At 67.7% G+C, this 21,646-nt stretch carries 10 protein-coding genes; 2 read left to right on the forward strand and 8 right to left on the reverse strand.

Going from position 1 to position 21,646, the window contains the following annotated elements; translation table 11 throughout:
• Positions 1–10 precede the first annotated feature (10 nt).
• Together JHC57_RS05745 and JHC57_RS05750 are read left to right on the forward strand one after the other, a co-directional pair.
• A complete protein-coding gene (locus tag JHC57_RS05745; protein ID WP_294029045.1) occupies positions 11–1,945 on the forward strand; it encodes a cytochrome c3 family protein in 1,935 nt (644 codons plus the stop codon).
• A gap of 43 nt (positions 1,946–1,988) precedes the next feature.
• Complete coding sequence (locus tag JHC57_RS05750) at positions 1,989–2,840, forward strand: metallophosphoesterase (RefSeq protein ID WP_294029046.1); 852 nt, start codon at positions 1,989–1,991, stop codon at positions 2,838–2,840.
• On the opposite strand, the gene JHC57_RS05755 is transcribed toward JHC57_RS05750, so the two are convergent.
• The 8 genes from JHC57_RS05755 to JHC57_RS05790 form a co-directional block, all read right to left on the reverse strand.
• Positions 2,834–3,778, reverse strand: coding sequence for a D-2-hydroxyacid dehydrogenase (locus JHC57_RS05755; RefSeq protein WP_294029047.1), 945 nt, complete (start codon positions 3,776–3,778; stop codon positions 2,834–2,836). The two genes, JHC57_RS05750 and JHC57_RS05755, sit on opposite strands and share 7 nt — an antisense overlap.
• Complete coding sequence (locus JHC57_RS05760; RefSeq protein WP_294029048.1) at positions 3,779–4,222, reverse strand: DUF559 domain-containing protein; 444 nt, start codon at positions 4,220–4,222, stop codon at positions 3,779–3,781.
• A 70-nt stretch (positions 4,223–4,292) separates the two neighbouring features.
• Entirely contained in the window at positions 4,293–5,735 is a 1,443-nt protein-coding gene (gene cysS / locus JHC57_RS05765) for a cysteine--tRNA ligase (protein WP_294029049.1), read from the reverse strand.
• A gap of 49 nt (positions 5,736–5,784) precedes the next feature.
• Positions 5,785–13,587: a hypothetical protein gene (locus JHC57_RS05770; RefSeq protein WP_294029050.1), complete on the reverse strand. Its 7,803-nt coding sequence runs from the start codon at positions 13,585–13,587 to the stop codon at positions 5,785–5,787.
• A 29-nt stretch (positions 13,588–13,616) separates the two neighbouring features.
• A complete protein-coding gene (locus JHC57_RS05775) occupies positions 13,617–15,440 on the reverse strand; it encodes a ShlB/FhaC/HecB family hemolysin secretion/activation protein (RefSeq protein WP_294029051.1) in 1,824 nt (607 codons plus the stop codon).
• 180 nt (positions 15,441–15,620) lie between these two features.
• Complete coding sequence (locus JHC57_RS05780) at positions 15,621–16,376, reverse strand: hypothetical protein (protein WP_294029052.1); 756 nt, start codon at positions 16,374–16,376, stop codon at positions 15,621–15,623.
• Complete coding sequence (locus JHC57_RS05785) at positions 16,363–18,453, reverse strand: adenylate/guanylate cyclase domain-containing protein (protein ID WP_294029053.1); 2,091 nt, start codon at positions 18,451–18,453, stop codon at positions 16,363–16,365. Before JHC57_RS05785 ends, JHC57_RS05780 begins: the two co-directional genes overlap by 14 nt.
• A gap of 4 nt (positions 18,454–18,457) precedes the next feature.
• Entirely contained in the window at positions 18,458–21,547 is a 3,090-nt protein-coding gene (locus JHC57_RS05790; RefSeq protein ID WP_294029054.1) for a CHAT domain-containing protein, read from the reverse strand.
• Between the last annotated feature and the right edge of the window lie 99 nt (positions 21,548–21,646).

The following is a 21,646-nucleotide window of genomic DNA, read 5'->3' on the forward strand; positions in this document are numbered from 1 at the left end:
GGCGGGGACGATGAGCTTCATCCTGCGTCGCATCTCGACGACCAAGACGGGCAAGCAGATCATTCGCGATGCGGCGCTGCCGGGCGACTCGATCACGCTCGGCCGCGATGCCGGCAACACCATCCATGTCGCCGATCTGGCGGTGAACCCGCATCATGCGACGATCAGCAGCGCCGACGGGCGTATGGTGCGCGTCGTGGCGCAGGAGGGGCTGGGCTTCGACCTTAACGGGCGCAGCGAGACCGTCGCCGATATCGACAGCGCTGCGGGCGGCGAGCTGCGTTTCGGCGGGCACCGGCTGACGATCGCGCGCGAGGATGAGAAGATCATCCTGCTCGTCGAGCGGATCGACGAGCTGTCGCAATCGTCAAAGGACGTCGACGAAGCCAAGGCCTTTTCGCTGCAAGGCGTCATGCCTGGAAAGCGCATGGGCGCTTGGCTGTTCGGCGTGCTGATGCTGCTCGCATTCCTGATCGGGCCGATCTGGGCATGGTACAGCTATAAAAATGTGAACGAGCGTCCCGACGGCTATCATGCCGACAGCGCGTGGCTGTCAGGGCCGTTGTCGAGTGCGCACGCGAGCCTGAAGAACGACTGCCAGTCATGCCATGTCGAGCCATTCGTCGCGGTGACCGACAAGGCGTGCGTGGGCTGTCACACGGGCGAGCACAAGGCGATGAGCATGGCGCACGCGAATGCGCCGACCGCGATGCTGCTCGCCGCGCGCCATCCGCCGGGAGTGGGTGAGCGGATTCTCGACGGGTTCGCCAAGACCTTCAACAAGCCGCAGGGCCGCTGTGTCGAGTGCCATACCGAACATGAGGGCGCGGGGCCGATGGCGGCGACGCCGCAGAAATTCTGCGCCGATTGCCACGACGGCATGTCGGCGCGGCTGAAGGCGGCCGGGCATCCGACGACGCTGGCCGATGCCGCCGATTTCGGAACGAGTCATCCCGAGTTTCGCCCGCTTGTCCGGCCGGGACCGGGCGGCAAGCCGGTGCGCACGACGCTGGCCAAGGGCACCGTCGACTATAATGGCCTCAAATTCCCGCACGACATGCATTTGCTTGCCGACGGCGGGGTGGCGCGCATGGCGGCGAGTTTCCGCGGGCGCTTTGATTTCGGCAAGAAACTCGAGTGCGCGAACTGTCACCGCGTCGAGGCCGACGGGGTGCGCGTGAAGCCGGTCGAGATGGAGCGCGACTGCGCGATGTGCCACAGCCTCGCCTTCGAGACGGTCGGCGGGGTGACGCGGACCTTGCGCCATGGCGAGCCCGATCAGGTCGTTGCGGACCTCACCGCCTATTATCGTTCGGCACCGCCCGCGCGGCCGCTCCAGCTCGGCGGGATGCAGCGGCGGCGGCCGGGAGCCTATGCCGAGGGACAGGTCTACAACATCTATTTCAACGAGGTTGCGGTCCGGCCGAGCCGCGCGCAGGATGCGGTGCGCGCGGTCTTCTCGAAGGGCGGGGCGTGTTACGACTGCCACACCATCTTCGCACCGCAGGCGGGGAGCGGCTGGCGCGTCGCGGCGGTGAGCCAGACGCCGCGCTACCTGCAAAAGGGCTGGTTCGATCATGATGCGCACAAGGAGACGGCCTGTGCCGACTGCCACACCGCCGCACCCGCATCCAAGGCGTCGACCGACCTGCTCGTCCCGGGCCTGCGCCAATGCCGCGACTGCCACGTCGGCGAGAATGGCGCGCGGGTGGTGAAGGTGGAAACCGCCACCGAATCGCCGTGCGCGATGTGCCACGAATATCATTCCGACGGCGGCAAGCCGTGGATGCCGCCGCGCCAGCGCAGGAAAAACACCGCTGCAATCACAAATAAACCCTTGGGTGGTACCTATAGTGTGAGCATGATCACAGGAACCGGGGGGCGGGGCCTTTACGAAGTGACATGGCGCACACCTTCCTTGCGCGCGGCAGGGCAGGGCGGATAGGTTTTGGGTCGCCGGACCAGACCGGCGGGAGCAGGGGGCGGATATGCTGATCGCGCAGATCACCGATATCCATATCGGGTTCGATCCGGACAATCCGGCCGAATATAACCGCAAGCGCCTCGACGAGGTGCTCGACGTGCTGATCGAGGGGCCGAACCGCCCCGACCTGTTGCTCGCGACGGGCGACCTGACCGACCGCGGCGACGACGACAGCTATCGCCGCCTCGCGACCGCCTTCTCGCGCTGCCCCTTTCCGGTGTGGCCGAGCGTCGGCAATCATGATTTGCGCGACGCGTTCCACGCGCGCTTTCCGGGTTTCGACGACGGCAACGGCTTTGTCCAATATGCGATCGACCTGCCCGAACTGCGGCTGGTGACGATCGATACGCTGGAAGAGGGCCGCCACGGCGGCGCCTTTTGCGCGGCGCGCGCGGCCTGGCTCGATGCCGAACTGGCGAAGGATACGACCAAGCCGACCTATATCGTGATGCATCACCCGCCGGTCGAAAGCGGGATCGAGTGGATGAACACCGACCCCGACGAACCGTGGGTCGCGGTCTTTACCGACGTCGTGCGCAGGCACCCGCAGGTGCGCGGGCTGATCTGCGGACATCTCCACCGTTCGGTGACGGTGGCGTGGGAGGGACGCACCGTCGCGATCTGCTCGTCGACCGCGCCGCAGGTGTCGCTCGACCTCCGCCCGATCGACGAGAACAAGCCCGACGACCGTCCGATGATCGTCGCCGAGGACCCCGCTTATGCGCTCCACCGCTGGAACGGGCGCGAGCTCGTCAGCTTCTACGACCATGCGGGCGCGCACACGATGCTCGCCAAATATGACGAACGGCTCCAGCCTTTGGTGCGCGAGTTGAAAGCCGAGCGGCCCGGTCAGTAACCGAGCGACAGGTCGACGCGCGGCTCGACGGGCTCGCCCTTTTTCCAGCGACCCAGATTCTCGAGGAAACGTTGCGCCGAGCGGACGAACATCTTGTCCTGTGCGCGGCCCGACAGGTGCATCGTGATATGCGCATTGTCGAGGCTCCACAGCGGGTCGTCAGCGGGGAGCGGCTCGGGCGTCGTGACGTCGAGGAAGGCCGAGGCGATCTGCCGGCCGTCGAGCGCGGCGACGAGCGCATCCTGATCGACGACGCTGCCGCGCGCGATGTTGATCAGCGTCGCGGTGGGCTTCATCGCCGCGAGTTCGGACGCGCCGATCATGCCGTCGGTTTCGGGCGTCGCCGGGACCGCGAGGATCACCCAGTCGAAATCGCTTAAGCTTGCGCGCCACTGGTCCGGGGTCAGCGTGTTCGGCCCGGGTGAGCGACGCACGACGGTGACGTCGACGGCGAAGGCCTTCAGCCGCTCCTCGATCAGCTTGCCGATCGCACCATAGCCGAGGAGCAACGCCTTCGACCCGAACAGTTCGACCTTGCCCGGCGAGTCCATCAGCCATTCGCGGCGTTCCTGTGCGCGAACGACGTCGCGGTAACCCTTGGCGACGGTGAGCATGCCCATCACGACATATTCGGCGATAGTGATCGCGTTGATACCCGCGCCGTTGGTGACGACCGTGCCGCGCCCGGCAAGCAGGTCGAGCGGCATGCCGTCGACCCCGGCGTAGATCGAATTCAGCCATTTGAGCTGCGTCGCGGCGGAAATGACCGCGGCCATGTCCTTCTTGTCGTACATGTCGAACCAGCCGATCTCCGCCTGCGGCGCGAGTTCGAGAGCCTCTTCCTTCGACTGGAAGAAGCGCGCCTCGACCCAGTCGGGCAGACGGTTTTCGACGAGCGGGCGGATCAGCCCGGACAGGACGGTGACGGTTTTGGACATTCAGAATCCTTCTGGATTCTCCCCATCGACTTGCGATGGGGAGGTGGTATCGCGAAGCGATGACGGAGGGGCTTTGCCGAACGCGGTCAAACGGTGTTCGACGATGTCCACAATAGATTGGGCTACCGTTCCGACGCTGTCCAGCACATCGCGGGCCGAGATGCGCAGCGTGTCAATACGATTGGCGCGGAGCCATTGATCGCGGCGTTCGTCGTGGGCCGGTCGTCCGCCCATGTCGTGGGCGATCCCGTCGACTTCGATCGCAAGGTTGGCGCGCGCGCAGAAAAAGTCGAGAATGTACGGGCCGGCTGGATGTTGTTTGCGGAATTTATATCCGCCGGGCGAGGTTCGCAGGATTTGCCAGAGCATGGCTTCCGGGAGGCTGAGATTGCGGCGGAGCCGCTTGGCGCGGCGCACCGATTTGGCGGGTTTTTCAGGACGCATCGTCGTTGCCCCTCCACCACCGCTTCGCGGCGGTCCCCCTCCCCATCGCAAGTCGATGGGGAGGATATTCCTACGCCTCCAGCCGCCAGTCCCAGCCCAGCGGGTCGCCGTCCATGACCTCGACCCCCGCGGCGATGAGGTCGTCGCGCAGCGCGTCGGAGGCAGCGAAATCCTTTGCCGCGCGCGCTTCCTTGCGGCGGGTGAGGATGGCTTCGATTTCTTCTTCGGTGATCGTTGCCGCCTTGGGCCGGACACGCAGGGCGGCGCGGTCGATCGTCAGCAGGTCGAGGCCGAGCACCGCGTCCATCACGGCGAGCGCCCCGCGCTTCTGGCCGGCGTCGATCTTCTTCATCGCCGCCGCCTCTTCGAGCAGCGTCAGCGCGACCGGCGTGTTGAGGTCATCCGACATCGCGGCATCAAACTTCGCCAGCAGTTCGGTGAGGCGGCGGTCGACCGGTTCGGCCGGTTCCGCATCGCGCACGGGTGCGGCCGCCATCACCAGCCGCTTGAGCCGGGTCAGGGCCGCCCCAAGACCGTCCCACGAAAACTCCAGCTCGCTGCGATAATGCGCCTGCAGGCACATCAGGCGATAGGCGAGGGGGTGGTAGCCCTTGTCGATGAGGAGCTGGACGCGCAGGAACTCGCCACTCGATTTCGACATCTTGCCCGAGCGTTCGACGAGGAAATTATTGTGCATCCAGAAGCGCGCGCCGCTCGCGTCGCTGCAACTGTGCGCCTGATTCTGCGCGATCTCGTTCGGATGGTGGATCTCGCGGTGATCGATGCCGCCGGTGTGGATGTCGAACGGAAAGCCGAGCAGGGCTTCGGACATCACCGAGCATTCTAGATGCCAGCCGGGCGCGCCGCGGCCCCACGGTGAATCCCATTCCATCTGGCGCGTCTCGCCCGCGGGCGTCTTGCGCCAGATCGCGAAGTCGGCGGGTGCACGCTTGCCGTCGACGGGGTCGATGCGGCTTTCGCCCTCGTCGGTGCCGTGGCGCGCGAGGCGGCCATAGTCGGCGACCGTGGTCGTGTCGAAATAGAGGCCGCTTTCAAGCTCGTAGCAATGCTTGTCGGCGATCGCCCTGGCGAACTCGATCATCTGCGGGACATAGTCGGTGGCGATCGACCAGTGCGCGGGCTGGCGGATATTGAGCGCCTTCACATCGGCCCAATAGGCTTCGGTATAGTGTTTCGCGATATCCCAGATCGACTGGGCTTTCTCGGCCGCCGCCTTCTCCAGCTTGTCTTCGCCGGCATCGGCGTCGTCGGTCAGATGGCCGACGTCGGTGATGTTGATGACATGGGTCAGCTTGTAGCCCTTGTACGACAGCGTGCGTCCCAGCGTGTCGGCAAAGACATAGGCGCGCATATTGCCGATATGCGGATAGTTGTAGACCGTCGGTCCGCAGCTGTAGACGCGCGCTTCGCCGGGGTGGACGGGCTCGAAATTTTCGAGGCTGCGCGTCAGGCTGTTGAACAGCCTTAGCGGTGAGGCAGAGACATCGGTCATAACCGCGCCCATGCCTTGCGCCGGGGCGCTCCGTCAACCGAAACGCTCGCTATTGCGCCGGCGGCGTCCACAGATCGTCGTTGCCCGCGCCGGTCACCGGATCGTCGAGCAACGGCTCGCCGGTCATCGGATCGATGTCGCGCATCGTGATCAGCGGCTGCGGCAGGTTGTTGCCGTCGCCGCCGCCGTCCTCGTCACCCTTGATCTCCTCCTCGATCACGTCCTGCACCGGGAAGCTGTTTTCAAAGTCGAAGCTTATGGTGGTGCACGCCGTCGGGCTGGCGATGAGACAGCCGTTGAAGGTCGACCGTCGGTCATAAGTCCCCGGTACCGGCGCGCTGCCCGCAATCGTCAGAAGCTGGAGCGCGTCGAGGCCGGTGATCTGGCCGTTCGGCCCGAGCTGCACGCCGTTGATCGCAATGCGCGACTGCCCCCCGGTCAGCACATCGAGCCCCCCGGCGCCGAAGGTCAGCCCGCGCCGCTGCGTGAAGTCGGTACCCGCACCGCTGTTCTGGACGTAGAAGCCGCCCGACACGTCGGCGCGAATCCCGCGCGCGAAGAGCGCGCCCTCGTCGAGTATGATGCCATCGTTCTCGCCAAGCCGGGCGTTGATCGCGTCCATGCCCGTCGCCGCGCCGACCGCCGTGATCGCCGCCTGCGTCGCGACGATGATGTCGTCGGACTCGAGGTTGAGCTGACCGCCCGGGGCGTCGTTCGCACCGGTGAGGCGGACGGTGCCCTGGCCCAGAATGACTTCGAGCGCGTCGTTCGCGATCAGGTTCAACGCATTGGCGTCCGAGAGTCCCGTCAGCCGGACGTTGCCGATCACGCGCATCTTGCCCGGCGTGCGGATCGTCAGCGCGCCATTTGCGCCGAGATTCGATCCGGTTGCGCCGCCCGTCATCGTGAAGCTGTCGACGACAACGTCTGGCGGCGCGGACGACCCGACCGAGAGCCCGCCCGCAGCCTGAACTTCGGGCGCGAAGACTTCGATCCGTGTGCCGAAGACACGCGTCAGCTCGTCGGCGTCGATATGATAGCCGTCGGGGCCGTTCGGGCCCGCCGTACCGCCAATGAAGGTCTGGCGGCCCGCATCATTGTTCGCGATCGACAGCTGCTGCGTGACGCCCGCCGTGCCGACGCGGGCGTCGGAAGCGATCGCGATATCGGCGGATTCGAGCGAAATCGACTGGCCGGTCACCACGCCGGCGACGGCGAGGTTCGACCGTGCCGAGGCACCCAGATTGCCCGCCACATTGACCGAATTCAGCGTGAGGAAGCCGCCGTCGTTCGCGATATTCGCATTGGCCGCGGTCAGTGCGATGATGTTCATCGCCTCGCCGCTGGTCGCGAGGTCGGCGGTCCCGGCGACGCTGCCATTGTCGACCGAGAAATCGCCATTGCCACGGACATAGGCGTCGCCGGTGGCGGCGTTCAGCAACGTGAAGTGCATGTTGCCGCCGCCTTCGATACGGATCGCATCGGCGCTGGCGGCAATCGTGCCGCCGGAGTCCAGGCCGCCGATCCGGATATCGCCGCCCGTGCTGTCGAGACTGGTGGTTCCCGACGAGGAGACGGTCCCGGCGGCAATCCCGCTCGCCCCGTTGAGCGCGACGCTCGTCCCGCCGCCGACATGGGTGACGTCGATGGCGGTCGCGGCGGTCAGCGCGATGTCGCCGAACGCCTGCGTCCCGCCGCCGCTGATGCCCGCAGCCGAATTGACCGTGATGTTGCGATCGGCGGTCAGCGTATCGATCGCGCCGCCGGGACCTGTGAGCGTCGCGAGTCCGACCGACGCGGCGTTGATCGTGACATCGCGTCCGGCGGCGACTGCGCCGTCGAGACTGGCGGCGCCCGACGCATCGACGACGACGTCGCTGAAGCTGTCGATATTGCCAAGCGTCGTCGCGCCGCCCTGCGTCCCGACGCTGCTGTCGCCGCCGGTCGTCCCCAGGCCGAGCGTGGTCGCGCCGTTGACCGCGATGCTGTTCGCCGCAGTGAGCAATATGTCGTCGCCCGCCGACAGCGTCGTCGCATCGATCGCGCCGGCAGAGGACGCCATCACGATGTCGGCGCCGTTGATGCCATCCGATCCTTCGCCCGTGCCGATGGTGAAGGTCGGGCTGCCCGATGCCATCGAGAAACCGAGGATGTGCGTGTCGGCGCCGGCGCCGGTGGTGCGGACGTTGACCGCGCCGATATCGCCCGCGGCGTTGACCGTGATGTCGTCGCCGCCCGTGACATCGACGAGGTTCGCCGTCGTTCCGGCGAGGACCAATATGTCCTCGCCCGCGATGCCGCCATCGATCGACGCGGCCGCGCCGGCGTTGACGCCGAACATGCGTGCGGCCGCACTGTCGGTCAGCGTCGCATTTCCCGCGGCGACAACGAACAGATTGCCCTCGGCCCCGATTCCGTTGCCATCGACATAGCCGCCATTGGCCTGCGCCGACGCGTTGATATTGGCGTTCGAATTCAGGAAGATATTCCCGCCCGCGACATAGGTGCCGGTGAGGTCGCCGGCCGAGAAGATCGAAATCGTGCCATCGACGTCGGCATTGCTGACCGAAACCGCTCCGCCGGTACCGAAGGCGAAGAAGGATGCGGTGCCGGCGACATCGCCGGTGAGTGCGATGCTGTTGGCGAAGAGATTGATGTCCCCACCCGCGCTCAGCGATCCGCCGCGGATGCCTTCGGCGCCCGGCGCGGTTCCTTCGGCCGAGAGCCCGATCGACAGGCCGGCGTCGATATTGTTGAAGGCGATCGACTGGCCGGAGACCTGCACCAGCCCGCCTGCGGTCGAATTGCCGAGATCGACGGCACCCGGCGAGGTGACGAGGATGTTGCCGCCGGTGATGATCGAATTGAGCCCGGTGCGGAAACTGCCGACCGTCGCGATGAAGTCGCCCGCCGCTTCGGCATGTTCGACGCTCGCGGCGCCGGGGCTGCCGAGGTTGATGGTGTTCCCCGCGAGGCGATCGACGCCGATGGTTCCCGTCGGGCCGGTCGCGCTCAGCGACAACAGGTCGCCCGCGCTGATCGAGCTGCCCGGCGCGGCGCCGATGCTGGTCGCGGCCGACGCGATCAGGCTGTCGCTCGCGCGGATCGTCGGTGCGGCGCCCTCGCGGAAATCGTGCCGGATATCGATCTGGTCGCCCGCCGCTATCGTCAGCACGCCATCGACATCGAGCAGGCCGTTCGAACGGGCGTAGACGCCGACCGATCCGTCGGTGGTCAGCGTGACGTCGCCCTGGCTCGATATCGTCCCGCCGGTCGGCGCGATGAAGATACCCGAAAGCGCCTCTTCGGTGTCGTTGTTCGTCGGTGCGGCCAAGCCGAGCGCCTCGGCTTCGAGGCCTGCAAAGGCGATGTTTCCGTCCGCGCGGATTTCGATGCGGCCTGCGGTGTCGCCGTTCGCCGCGATCCGCGTCAGGCCGAGGTCGATCCGGCCGCCTTCCGACACCCCGGCTGCCGTCTCGATCGCGACGCGGCCGCCCGCGGTGCCGCTGAGGCCGCCATTCGCGCCGTTGCCGCCGGTGCCGGCGCCCGTGCCCCCGATACCCGCGGTGCCCGAGACGCCGTCGACGGTGATATCGACGGCTTCGCCGTTCGACGTGATCGTTCCGCCGGTGGCGAGCAGCAGCACGCTGCCGCCCGTGCCGCCGCCGCCGGCGCCGCCGTCGCCGCCGGTCGAATTGCCGAAGAAGCCGCCGTCTGACCCGTTGCCGCCATTGCCGCCGGTGCCGGTGCTGTTCAGCACGACGCTGTCGCCGGTCAGGATGCCGAGGGTGACGGCGCCGCCTTCATTGGCGGCGATTTCGATCGTGCCGCCCTGGCCGTTACCGCCATTGCCGCCGTTCGGCGCCACCGCCGGGGTCGCGACAAAGGCCAGGCCGCCCGTACCGCCGTTGCCGCCCGTGCCGCCGGCGATGAAATTGGTCTCGAGGGCCGTCAGGCTCGCTCCCGCGCCATCGGCGGTCATGCGCGACGTCCCGCCGGCGCCATTGCCGCCATTGCCGCCCGCGCCGTCGCGCCCGTCGGCGCCATTGCCGCCGGTGCCGGTCGAATCGAGGGCGACCGCGAGCTCGCCCGCTTCGAAACCGGTGACGATCGCCTGCGCCAGGCCGCCGAAGCCGTCGCCGCCGTTGCCGCCGACATTGTGGGTACCGCCCGCGCCGCCCGTCCCGAGCGCGATGCTGTTCGCGATCCCGACGCCGCCGATCGGCGCTTCGAGCGCGATCGTCGCCGTGCCGCCGCGTCCCGCGCCGCCGTTGCCGCCCACGCCGATGCCGGTCGCGCCGCCGCTGCTGCTCGAGAAGAAGCTGCTGCCGCCGGTGCCGCCCAGCCCCGAGGCGTTGGCGATCATGCCGCTCGCGGTGGTCGTGCCGCCGCGGACATTCACCGTCGCGGCGCCGCCGATCCCGTCGCCGCCGGCGCCGGGAGTGCCCGGAACGCCGCTGAAGCTGGAGAAATTGAAGAACTCGCCGCCTTCGCCGCCCGCGCCCGCGGCGCGTGCTTCGATGACGCTCGCGCCGACGATGGCTGATCCCTCGATATTGATCGTCGCGGTGCCGCCACTCCCGATTCCGCCGACTCCGCCGGGGATGATGTCGAGCGGATCCTCGTCGTTGCCGAAGGAGCCGATGCCGCCTTCGCCGTTGGCGGTCGCGACGATGTCGGCGGCGTTGATCGTGCCGCCCAGCAGATCGATCGTCGCGGTGCCGCCGAAGCCTGCGCCCGACTGGCCCTGCACCACGCCGCCAAAGCCGTCGGCGCTGACGACCAGGTCGTTGATCTCCACTGCGCCGGCGGTCTGGGTGAAGGTCGCCGTGCCGCCTCTGCCGAGGCTGCGGTCGCCCGCTCCGTTGCCGCCATAGCCGTTCGCCGACATGTTGATCGACGCGGCGTTCAGCGTTCCGCCCTGGATGTCGAAGTCGATGTCGCCACCCTGACCGGTACCCGAGGTTTCACGGGGAAGCCCCTCCGCGCTCTCGATGTCGACCTGCGTGCGGCCTTCGGCCGATGCGTCGAAGCTGCCGAGGCTGATCGCGCTGTCGTCGAGCGGAGAGGCCGCCACCCGCACGAGGATCGAGCCGCCCCGACCCACCGGAATGTCGCCGCCGGGGGCGGTCGCGCCGCCCGAAACACCGCTGGTCGCAACGATGGCGCCGACCGCGAGATTGATGCCGCCCGCGTCGGCGATCAGCCGGATCGTCCCGCCGGTCGCATTCGTTCCGGCCGCGCTGGCGCCCGTTGTCGCGCTCGCGTCGAAGATATTGGTTGCGTCGAGCGTCGCGGCGATCTGTCCGCCGCCGCGCGCCAAGAGGTCGATCGTGCCACCCTGCGCGTTGCCGCCGGTTCCGTTGACATTGACCGTGTTGCTGCTGACGTCGACGTCATAGACCTCGGCGCGAATGGTGCCGCCGTCGGCGACAAAGTCGACATTGCCGCCCGTGCCGTCGCCCGCGCTTTGGCCGATGGCGTTGGAGGTGTTTCCGCCCATCGCCTGCACGGTCACCCGGTTGCCGCTGATCACGCTGCCGCCGGCCGTCGCGGTGACGTTGACGTCGCCACCGGTGCCGCTTCCGTAATTTTCGCCGGCGATGCCCATCCCGACCGCGAACAGGTTGACGGCGCCGCTGCTGTCGATCGTCGAGCCGCCCGTCGCGGCCAGCGTCACATCGTTCGCTTGCGCATTGCCCGACCGGCCGCTGGTGCCGCTCGGGCTGAATGCACTGCCGGCCTGCGCCGAGGCGTTGAGGGTGATCGCGGTGAACTGCGCGGTGACGCCGCCGTCGACCGAGACAGTCGCCGTGCCGCCCAGCGCGTTGCCGCCGACCGCATTCTCGCCGCCGGTCGCAATGTCGCCGGCATTGCCGCCGCGGCCAAGCGCGCTCGCGCCGAGGGCGCCCAGCGATACCGTCGACGCTGCATCGGCGTCGATCAGCACCTCGGCCGTTCCGCCCGTGCCGTCGCCGCCATTCTGCGTGATCCCGAACCCCGCGATATTTCCGCCGCCGTCGCCGCCGGCCTGCACGAAGCTTTGCGTCGTCGACAGGAAAGATCCCGGACCCGATACGTCGATGCGCGCCGTGCCGCCGGTGCCGTCGCCCGACTGCGTCAGGCCGATCCCGCCGATCCCCCGCGCGTCGATCGAAAGCAGCGCGGCCGGTCCGACCGCGCCGCCGTTCGAGACGGTCAGACTGGCTGTGCCGCCGATGCCGTCGCCGTTGACGGCGGGCGGTCCGCTGACAAAATTATTGTCTCCGCGCCCGATCGCGTTGATGAAAATGTTTCCGGCGGTCAGCGAACCGCCCGTACCGCTGACCGTGATGCCGGCATTGCCGCCGCGCCCGCTTCCGGTAGCGCCGCTCGACCCCTCGTCGGAAGTGCCGTTCGCTTCCACCGTGACGCCCGAGGTCGTCACGCTGCCGCCGGTGATTATCAGGCTGGCGCTGCCGCCCTGGCTGTCGCCGGTCACGGCGTCGGGAGTTCCCGTGGCCCGGATCGTCAGCGCGCCGGGAGCCGAGAGCGACCCGCCGGTGACGTTGACCGCCGCGCTTCCGGGCACACCGCCCCGGCCGCCGGACTGGACCGTGAACGTGCCGGTGGCGCCGCCCGACTGGTCGGTACCGATATTGATCGTCGCGCTGGCATCGCCGGTGAACGTTCCGTTGCCCTGCACGAAGAACTGGCCTTCCGACGACAGCGGCGAGGGCGAGACCGGCAATGTCTGCGTCGGCGTGGCGACGAAGGCGCCGCTCGCGCGCGCGACCGTGTTGCTGCGGAACAGCGTGTCGCCCGCCGTGATATTCGCCGCGGTGGTGTTGGCGGGCGTTGCCGCGAGTTCGCCGCCGACGACATTATAGCCCGCCGACAGACGCACCGCGCCGTCGGGATCGACCTGCGCCGACAGGGCATCGTCATAGCCGATCGCGCCGCTGACCAGCATGGTCACGGCATCGTTCTTCGGAATGGCGACCATATAGATGCGGCTCTGGTTGCCGTTGGCGTCGAGATGCGCGGGGCCGGTCGTGGTCCCCGTATGGGTGATCGCGTTGCCGCCTTCGGCGCCCACGAGCACGTTGATGTCGAACAGCCCGCCGTTGATACGGATATCGGCCTGTTCGCCCGCGACATAGGCGGCCGATCCGTCCACCCGGACCGCGCCCGCCTGTACGACGCGCGGCGCGACGAGCGCGATATAGCTGCTGCCCGGGCTCCCGACATTGTTGGCGTTGATGGCGCCGTTGACCGTGACGCCCGACGTGCTGGCCGCAGCGCCGCGAAAGCGGATTTCGCCGCCCGCGCCGAACAATCCGCCCGTCGTGACGATGTCGTTGGTGGTGAGCACGAGGCTGCCGACGTTGATCACGCCGCTTGCGCCGATCAGGATGCCGCCGGCATTATAGAACCAGATATTGCCGCCGCGCGGTCCGGTGGTCGAACCGACATAGGAATTGACCGTGCCGTTGAGCGCGATCTGGCGACTGAGCGATCCGCCGGCGCCGTTCACGAAGCGGTTGAGAACGGTGTAATCGCCCGTGCCGACGAAGTTCCAGTTTTCGCCGACCGGGAGGAAGTCGATCGCGCCGCCCGTCGGGGCGGTGTCGGTGGGAACCCAGTTGTAGACACTCTGCGCCTGTGTGACGGTGACGGTGGTCGTGTTCGTCCCGGCGTTGCTGGAGACGCTGCTCCCCGCTCCGACGGTGACGGGAACGGCGTTGCCGTTGACCTGCGCCAGCGCCGGTCCGCCATAAGCCAGCGCTGCCATGCCGGCGGCGATCGCGCAGCTCGTCATCAGGCGCCGTTTGTCTTTGCTGACAGGCGAGGGGGTGGCGGTGGCACGCATGGCGGTCGTCCTCGAAGCAAAAGTCATGGTCAGCGCGCCCTCACGCCGAACTGGGTGGTCAGCGACACCAGAAACCGCGGATCGGGCTTCTTGGTCAGGAAGCCGCCGCGGTTGAGCGGTACTGCCAGCGTCATGTCGAGCCGCGCCAAGTCGCCGTAGGCGACGCGCACTCCGCCGCCGGCCGAATAGAGCTTTTGCGGATCGAGCCCGTCGAAGGCCGTATCCTTGTTCCACACCCATGCGGCGTCGAAAAAGGCGAAGGGCTGGAAGGCAAGGCTTTCGGTATTGGCGGGGACGAATGAGCCGTAACGCGCTTCCAGCGCGACCGCGACGCCGCTGTCGCCGATGATCGTGCCCGGATCGAAACCGCGTCCGACGGTGAAATTGCCGCCCGAAAATTCCTCATAGGCAAGCAGCGGGTCATTCGACCATTGCGCGCGCGGCGCCGCCGAAAGGGTGAAGAGCTTGGCGGGTCGCCATTCCGCCAGCGCGTTGGCGCGGACGAGGAAGGCGTCGGGTTTGCCCTCGACGCGCGTCAGCGGTACCGCGCCCGGCAGGAAACAGGCCGCGCCGCCGGGGCCGCAATCATCGCTGGCGCCGAGGAAGGAGGCGCCTTTCCGCGCTTCCAACGAAGTGGCAAGCGACCATCGCGGCTCGCTCGGGCTATAGCCGCCGCGACCGGCGATCGAGGCGGGGTCGACCCAGCTTGCATCGGTGCGCAGGTTGAAGACACGCAACCGGTCCTCGTTGATCGGGATGCCGGCCAGACCGATGTCCTGATCGATGAAATCGAGCCCGCCGCCGATCGTCACGCGCCGCGCCTGTGTCAGCACGAGCGGGTAGGCGGTGTAAAGACTGACGACCTGCGTGTTCGACCTGACGGGAAAGCCGATGATGTCGGGGCGCGTCCAGGCGTAGGTATAGCTGGCGCCGAAGCGCAGTCCTTCGCCGCCGACGCGGAACTCGTGCGAGGCCTGGATGACCTTCTGCTCGTCGAAATCGGGGGTGGCGTAGAAACTGACCGTCGTGAGGTCGCCCATGCCGGTGAGGCCGGCGAAGCGTGCGCGCGCGATCCCGCCCCAGCGACCGACATCGCGCGAACCGAAATTCTGCGCATTGAAATCGAAGGTGAAGGGGGTGCGCGCGACGGTGACTTCGCCGACGACCTCGCCGGGAACCGCGCCGGGGCGCAGCGTCAGTCGCGCGTCCATGCCCGGAATATCGCGCGCGAGCAGCAGGTAGCGTTCGGCATCGACAATGTTGAACACGGGCTGGTCGTCGAGGCGCGAGAGATAACGCTGGAGCAGCCCCTCGTTGGCGCCGGCATCGCCGCGCACTTCGATACGCGACATCCGCGCGGAGAGAATGTCGAGCCGGACCACGCCATCGCCGATCGTCTGCGGCGGCACGCGCACCGCGGCCAGATAGCCCCGGCTGCGCAGGAGCGTCGCGGCGCGGTCGCGAATGTCGCACACCGCCGAGATCGGCAGCTCCTGTCCGACGCGGTCGGACCAGCTCGGCGCGAGGATCGCATTGTCGATACCCTCGACGCTCGAAAACTCGACCGCGCGCAGCGTGAAGCGGATATTGGCGAATTCGGGACTGGCGAGCGGACACGGGGCGCGCTCTATGCCGTCGTCGACCGCGACGATCTGTTCGTCCGGCTGAACCGCGGGCGCGATCGCCGGCCGCTGGATTTCCTCGCGCGTCGGGACTTGCGGCGTTGCCTGGGCCCATGCGGCCGCGGGCAAGGCTGCAGCGACCAGCCCTGCCGAACCGATCAGTATCCGGCGAATATCGCCCTGTTTCGGCCGCGCGATTGCACCATGTCCGCTATCCCCCGACACCGTCATCACCACCCCTTGTGTACGGCATGCCACGACGAGCGGCCTGCCAACCCAACCGGCGCTGCCGCAAGCGGCAGCGCAAATCTCGACCCAAGGAAATGTTCCATCACGCGACCGACGGAATTTCCTTGGATAAATATCAGACGGACAGGGCAGTCACAATGATTACCGCCCCATCCACCATCTTCATCCCGCCTCGGCTTCCGACATCGTGTCGACAAGGCGATTGAGCTGCGGCGTGCAGCCCTTCGCCATCAGCACGTCGACCGATCCCTCGACCGTATCGGGGGCATTTTCCATCGCGGCAAAACGCACCGTCACCGGCTTGGCGAGGCCACCCCCCGACAGGCGATAGTCGGTGCCATATTGCACCGGCAGGACGTCGGTCGGCCATTTGCGGAAATTGGCGCCGTCGACGATCGCGACGGTCGTCTTCTTGCCCGCGCTTTCGATTTCGAGCGCGGTGTCGCCTTCCATGTTCGGACGCCACAGCATCAGCACCGCGGGATCGAGAACGCAAAAGGTGCCGGCTTCGCGATAGTCGAGCAGCCACAGGTTTGGCGCACGCGCCTCGCCCGCTTCGGGTGTGTCGCCGCGCGAGAATCCTCCGCGCGACCGCATCGTCGGACCTTTCGCCAACATGCGCGTGACATTGCCGCCGAGCGACTGGCTTGCCTGCACCGTGCCGGTGGCGCCGAAACTGCCGGGGCCGGAGAGGGTGCGGGTCTTGCCCGATTGCATCAGTACGACCTTGTCGCCCGCGACAAGCGTCAGCTTGTCGGTCGATTTGAGCCGCGCGCCGGTCGGATATTTGCTCGCCGACGGGCCGGTCGAACGGACGACCATCGACTGGGCGGCGGCGGTGCCGACCATCGCGACGGCGGCGACCGTTGCCGCGGCGGCGAGGCCGAGGCGGCGCATCCGGAAGTCAGGAAAGGACATAGCTTTCTCCCTCTTTGGTCTCGTTGAGGCGTTCTATCAGAAACATGATGGCTGCATCCTGACCGAAATCCGCCTGTATTGCTGTGGCACAGGTCACACAGGTTTTTTTGTCCCCCGCGGCGTGCGCTTCGACCAGCGCCGCGATGCGTGCGCGCTGGTCGGGTGCGAGATCGGGGCGCGGGGTGAAGGCATCGACCGGTTGCGCGCGGCCGCGCAGCGTCACGCGGCCCATCGGCACCAGATCGTCGCGGCCCGAGCGCGCCGCGGCTTCGGCCGAGATCAGCACACCGGTCCTGAGGCTCTTGTTCGCGGCCTCGAGGCGCGAGGCGGTGTTCATGCTGTCGCCGAGCGCGGTATACTGGATGCGGCCTTCGCCGCCGAAATTGCCAACGATCGCGTCGCCGACGTGCAGGCCGACGCGCGTCATCCCGATCGGCGGCACATCCTCGGCCGCCAGGTCGACGCGATATTTCTCGCCCGCCTGATACATGGCCAGCGCGGCGGCCGCCGCCTTTTCGCCATCGTCCGCGCGGCTGATCGGCGCGCCCCAGAAGGCGACGACCGCGTCGCCGACGAACTTGTCGATCGTCCCGCCATGTTCGAGCACGATGTCCGACAGCCGGTCGAGATATTCGTTGAGCAGCCGTGCGACGGTTTCCGGCGTCACCGCATGGCTCAGCTTCGTAAAGCCTTCGAGGTCGGTGAAGACGCAGAAGATATTGCGCCGTTCGCCATGGAGCGAGAGCTGGTCGGGATCGCGCATGATCTGCGCCGCGATATCGGCGGGCAGATATTTGCCGAGCGCCGACTGCGCGAAGGCGCGCTGGCGCGAACCGATCGTACGCGCGGCGGTGCCGACCGCGGCATAGCCGAACAGCCAGCCGACCGCCCAGCCGAAGGTCGGCAGCGTCGTCGTGTCGACCCCGCGCCCCTGCAGCCAGAAGGGGAAGGCGATGAAGAAGGCCATCTGGCCGAGAAAGGCGAGCGCGACCCAGCGCGCGCGAAGATCGATCAGGCTGGTGAGTCCGCCCGCAAGCACGATCAGGATCGCGAGCGCCCATAGCGCCGGGCCCGGGATCGGCCGCGTCCACGCGCCGTCGAGTTGCTGCGCGAGCATATGCGCGTGAACCTCGAGCCCGATCATCGTCTCGTGCTGCCCGCTGATCGCGTCGGGAAAGCGGCTCAATGGCGTGTTGAACTGGTCGTTGTCGATGATGTCGCCGCCGATCAGCACGTAGCGGCCCTTGACCAGTTCCGAAAAGCCGGCGCGCATATCGGCGTCCATCGGCATCGCGAAGGTGTCGATCGGGATGTTCGCGAAGACCGGCTCTTCCTGCCCTGCCGCGGCGCGCGCGGGGACGAGGAAGCGGATATTGCCCTGGAAATTCGCATGGGCTGCGTCGACGGGGGCGAGCGCATTCGACATCAATGGCGGCAAATTCTTTGGCCGGTGGGGCCAGTTGCGGATGACGTCGTCGTCGTCGTTGCGAAACAGCACGCTCGTCGGCTTCGTCTTGTCCGTCGTGACGTCGGCGATAAAGGCTTCGAGGAACTTTTGCTGTTCATAGAAGATGGTGTTCGGGTTGCTCGCCTGCTCGGCATAGGCGAGCCACGTCGGCGTCTTCATCGCGCGTAGCTGCGCCTTCAGCACATCGTCGTCGGGGCGCGGCGAATCGAAGGCGATATCGATGCCGATCGCTTTCGCGCCCATCCGGTCGAGATTGCCGAGCGCGTTCGCGAGCAGGGTGCGGTCGAGCGGCGAGCGGATGCCGGTATTGAACAGCGTCTCGTCATTATAGGTGACGAGGGTGATGCGCCTGTCCTGCTCGACATGCGGTGCCATCAGCGTTGCGCGCGCATCATAGAGCGCGCGTTCGGCGGCGTCGATCAGCGGCATCTGCCAGCTGAAGCGCGCGACCAGCATCGCGACGAGCAGAAAGGCGATCGTCGCCGCCATCCGCGACGGGCCGAGCTGCATGACCAGCCGCCGCACGCGCTTGCGCAGCGGCACCGCGGCGCGTTGGCCGTCGGACGCGGGAAGCTCCGCCGCGGGGATGATGGTTTCGGGTGCGTTCATCGGATCAGCGGGCGGCGCGGCCGGCAGCCTCTCCGTTCCGTGCGGTCACCGCGCCGTTGTGGAGGAGCGGCTGACCGCCGTCGCCGATGATCGCGAAACCCGCCCAATAATAGGGATGCGACGTCTGCTTGTCGTCCATCAGCCGCATCTGGGTGGCCCAGAGCGCGTCGGCGACGCTCGTGCCTTCATCGACCGCGAACAGTCCGCCGATCAGCCGCTGGGTCGCGTCGAAATCGTCGGGGGCGGGCCAGTGGCTCGCGATCACCGAGCGGCCGCCCGCGCCGATGAAGCTGCGTACCAGCCCGTCGAGCGCGTTGCCGCCGCCCGAAAGCCCTGCCTCGCGCGTCGCCGCGACGCTCGCGGCACCTGCGGTGTCGCACGCCGAGAGGATCACGAGATCGGCATCGATCTTGAGGTCGAAGATTTCCTGGAAGGTCAGGAGACCGTCCGAGTCCGCGCCGCCGAACGAGGTGACGAGCGCGGGGCGCGCGGGGCAGGCGGGGCGCGGTGCGGTGACGAGGCCGTGCGTCGCGAAATGGATGATGCGATAGTCGCCGAGGTCGGCGCGGTTCTTGACCGCCGTGTCGGTGAAGGCGCCGCCGGTGAGCAGGGTGCCCGCGGCGCGGCCCATCGCGTTGCGCGCGGTGACGAGTTCGTCGGCCGAGATCGGGCGCGCCCATTGCGCGGCGTCCCACAGGCAATCGCCGTCGAGACCGGCGCTCGCCGCGCCGCGCGTGCCGAGCGAGGGGAGCCGTCCGCCGACGGGCAGATTCTCGCCGAGGCCGAAATATTGGTTGCTCGCCTTCGACGGCGCCGACTGCCGCGCATTGCGGAAGCCCAATGTCGAGACCGCGGTGCTCGGTCGCGTCGTCCGGCCGAGCCAGGCGATCTGGCGCATGTCGAACGGATCGGCGTCGGGATCGAGCAGGCGCTGCTCATAGGCGGCGAGGCCGGTGTCGGCGGTGACGAGCAGGTTGATCGGCAGCCGCAGCATCGCGCCGTCGGGCTCGAAGATCAGGTGCGGCACCGCCGGCAGTCGCGCCGCGACGGGGCCGAAAAGCTGGCCGTAGAGCTTGTACGCGGTCGCGGCGTCGAACGGATAGGTCACGCGGCGGCCATTCTCGACGATCGAGATGGTCGAGCGGATCGTGTCGACCGCGCTGTCGAGGCCCGAGGCGCTGATGTCCGATTTCCAGAGCTGCGCGCCACCCTGTTCGATCAGCATCGCATAGACGCCCTCGCCCACGACGAGCATCTTCAGATAGGCCTCGTCGGGACGCAGCACCTTCTGCAGTTCGGGAAGGTCGAGCTTGCCCGACGCGACGACACGATATTGCGGAAAGGCCGACAGCGCGACGACGGTTTCGGACTGCTGGAACGCCAGATTGTCGAGCTGCGTCCTGATGTCGGCGCGCAAGGCGTTGACTTCGGGCGATTCGGGAAGCTGGGCGAGGCGCGCATCCTCGATCCGCGCGCGCTCGAGATCGCGGTTCAGCGTCGTCGCCTGCCGGAACAGCCGCGCGCCGTCGTCGCTGCCGCTCGACAATTCGCGCGCGAGCACCGCCTGCGTGTCGGCGACGCCGGGGCGGACCTGCAACTGGCTCGCGACGAAGAAATCGTCGATCGCCCCGGGGGCGGTTGCCGCGCGCGCCGCGAGAATGCGGTAATAGGGCGCCATCATATTCGCCATACCCGCCGTCGAGCGCTGCGAATTGGCGAGCGCGGTCACGACCTCGCGATAGATGCCGATCGCCTTTTCTTCCTGCCCGTGCCGGGTGAGGAAGGCGGCGTAGCGTGCGCGCGCCGAGGCAAGGGCGTTGGTCTCGGGATATTCGACCGCGAGCAGGTTCACGGATTCGCGGAAGCGCGCGTCGGCGGCGCCGTTTTCGCCATTCGCTTCCTCGGCGAGCGCGAGTTCGCCGAGCATTTGCGAGCGCAGGCGGATGATCGAGGTGACGCGGCCTTCGCGGACGGCGACCGCATCCGCCAGCCCCTTGAGCTGCGCGGCCTTGGCCGCCGGCGCATTGCCGCGCAGCCGCTCGACCGTGCCGAGCAGATGAACCGCTTGCGCGTCGATGATCAGCGCGCGTTCGGGTGGGGTCAGGCGCTCGCGATCGTTGCTCTGGCGCACGACCCGGGCATTCTCGCCGCTGTTGACCCCGGCGACGATCTCGGGCGTCAGCGTCACCGCGCCGTCGGCGACCGTGACGCCGCTGGTCAGTGGCGGGATCGGCGCCTGAAGCCGCGCCGCGGCGCCGTCATAGTCGCGCTGGTTGAGGGCGTTGATCGCACGGAAATTGCGGCGGAGGCGGAGCTGGACGGGGTCGGCGGTCGGAATCGCCTCGACTTCGGTGAAGAGCCGCTCGGCCTCGGCGAATTCGCCGAGGTTGGAGCGTTGCAGCGCGCGGTTCAGCGTGACTTCGGTCGGGTCGATGTCGGCGGCGGCGCGTTCCTCGATCGCGCGGCGCGACAGTGCCTCGAAAAATTCGGCGGCCTCGGCATAGTCGCCGCTGTGGTTGCGGCGATATCCCTCGGCCAGCGCCTTGTCGACGTCGATCGTCCCCGCGAGCGTGCGCGCAAAGCCGTCGTTGCTGCCGACCGATATCGTCGCGACCTTGATCACGCCCGGAACGACGCGATGTTCGCGGATCGATTCGAGGGCGAGATTCAGGGCGTCGCCATAAGCGGCGAACCCCTCGACGCTATAGGCGACCTTGCCCCGGGTTTCGACCCGCGTCGCCCAGGCGACATTGCTGTCGCCAAGCGTGCAATGGCCGTCGGAGGCGCAGATCACCGTGCCGGTGCGCGCCCGTTCGATGCGGGCGAGCGCTTCGGCCGATGTGGCGCGGAGTTCGCGCACCGTTCCCACCGGCTGGCTCGCGTCACGGCAGATGATCGTCCAGGCGCGTTCGAACATGCCCTGAACCACGGCGTCGCGGACAGTGGCCTGCACCTCGCACAGCGACCCGCCCTCGTCACCGATTGCGAAACTGTCGCGAAGCGTCGGATCATTGCCCTGGGCCAGCGCGGTTCCGGGCGCGGACAAGGCCAGCGCAGCCAGAACCGGCGCAAGATACGGACGTCGAGCGGTCATCACCTAATCCCCCAAACACAAGCGTAAAGGCGCCGTGCCGACGCGATGCCGGCAAGGCACAGTCTTCATTGCTGCGGTACGACCCATTCCCTTAGGGCC

It is taken from the genome of Sphingopyxis sp., from assembly GCF_016463645.1.
GTDB lineage: Bacteria > Pseudomonadota > Alphaproteobacteria > Sphingomonadales > Sphingomonadaceae > Sphingopyxis.

Coding starts and splice junctions, on each gene's coding strand:
- cysS (WP_294029049.1), bottom strand. CDS start 5,735: ATGACCGATGTCTCTGCCTCACCGCTAAGGCTGTTCAACAGCCTGACG.
- JHC57_RS05785 (WP_294029053.1), bottom strand. CDS start 18,453: ATGAACGCACCCGAAACCATCATCCCCGCGGCGGAGCTTCCCGCGTCC.
- JHC57_RS05750 (WP_294029046.1), top strand. CDS start 1,989: ATGCTGATCGCGCAGATCACCGATATCCATATCGGGTTCGATCCGGAC.
- JHC57_RS05775 (WP_294029051.1), bottom strand. CDS start 15,440: ATGACGGTGTCGGGGGATAGCGGACATGGTGCAATCGCGCGGCCGAAA.
- JHC57_RS05745 (WP_294029045.1), top strand. CDS start 11: ATGAGCTTCATCCTGCGTCGCATCTCGACGACCAAGACGGGCAAGCAG.
- JHC57_RS05755 (WP_294029047.1), bottom strand. CDS start 3,778: ATGTCCAAAACCGTCACCGTCCTGTCCGGGCTGATCCGCCCGCTCGTC.
- JHC57_RS05780 (WP_294029052.1), bottom strand. CDS start 16,376: ATGTCCTTTCCTGACTTCCGGATGCGCCGCCTCGGCCTCGCCGCCGCG.
- JHC57_RS05790 (WP_294029054.1), bottom strand. CDS start 21,547: ATGACCGCTCGACGTCCGTATCTTGCGCCGGTTCTGGCTGCGCTGGCC.
- JHC57_RS05760 (WP_294029048.1), bottom strand. CDS start 4,222: ATGCGTCCTGAAAAACCCGCCAAATCGGTGCGCCGCGCCAAGCGGCTC.
- JHC57_RS05770 (WP_294029050.1), bottom strand. CDS start 13,587: ATGCGTGCCACCGCCACCCCCTCGCCTGTCAGCAAAGACAAACGGCGC.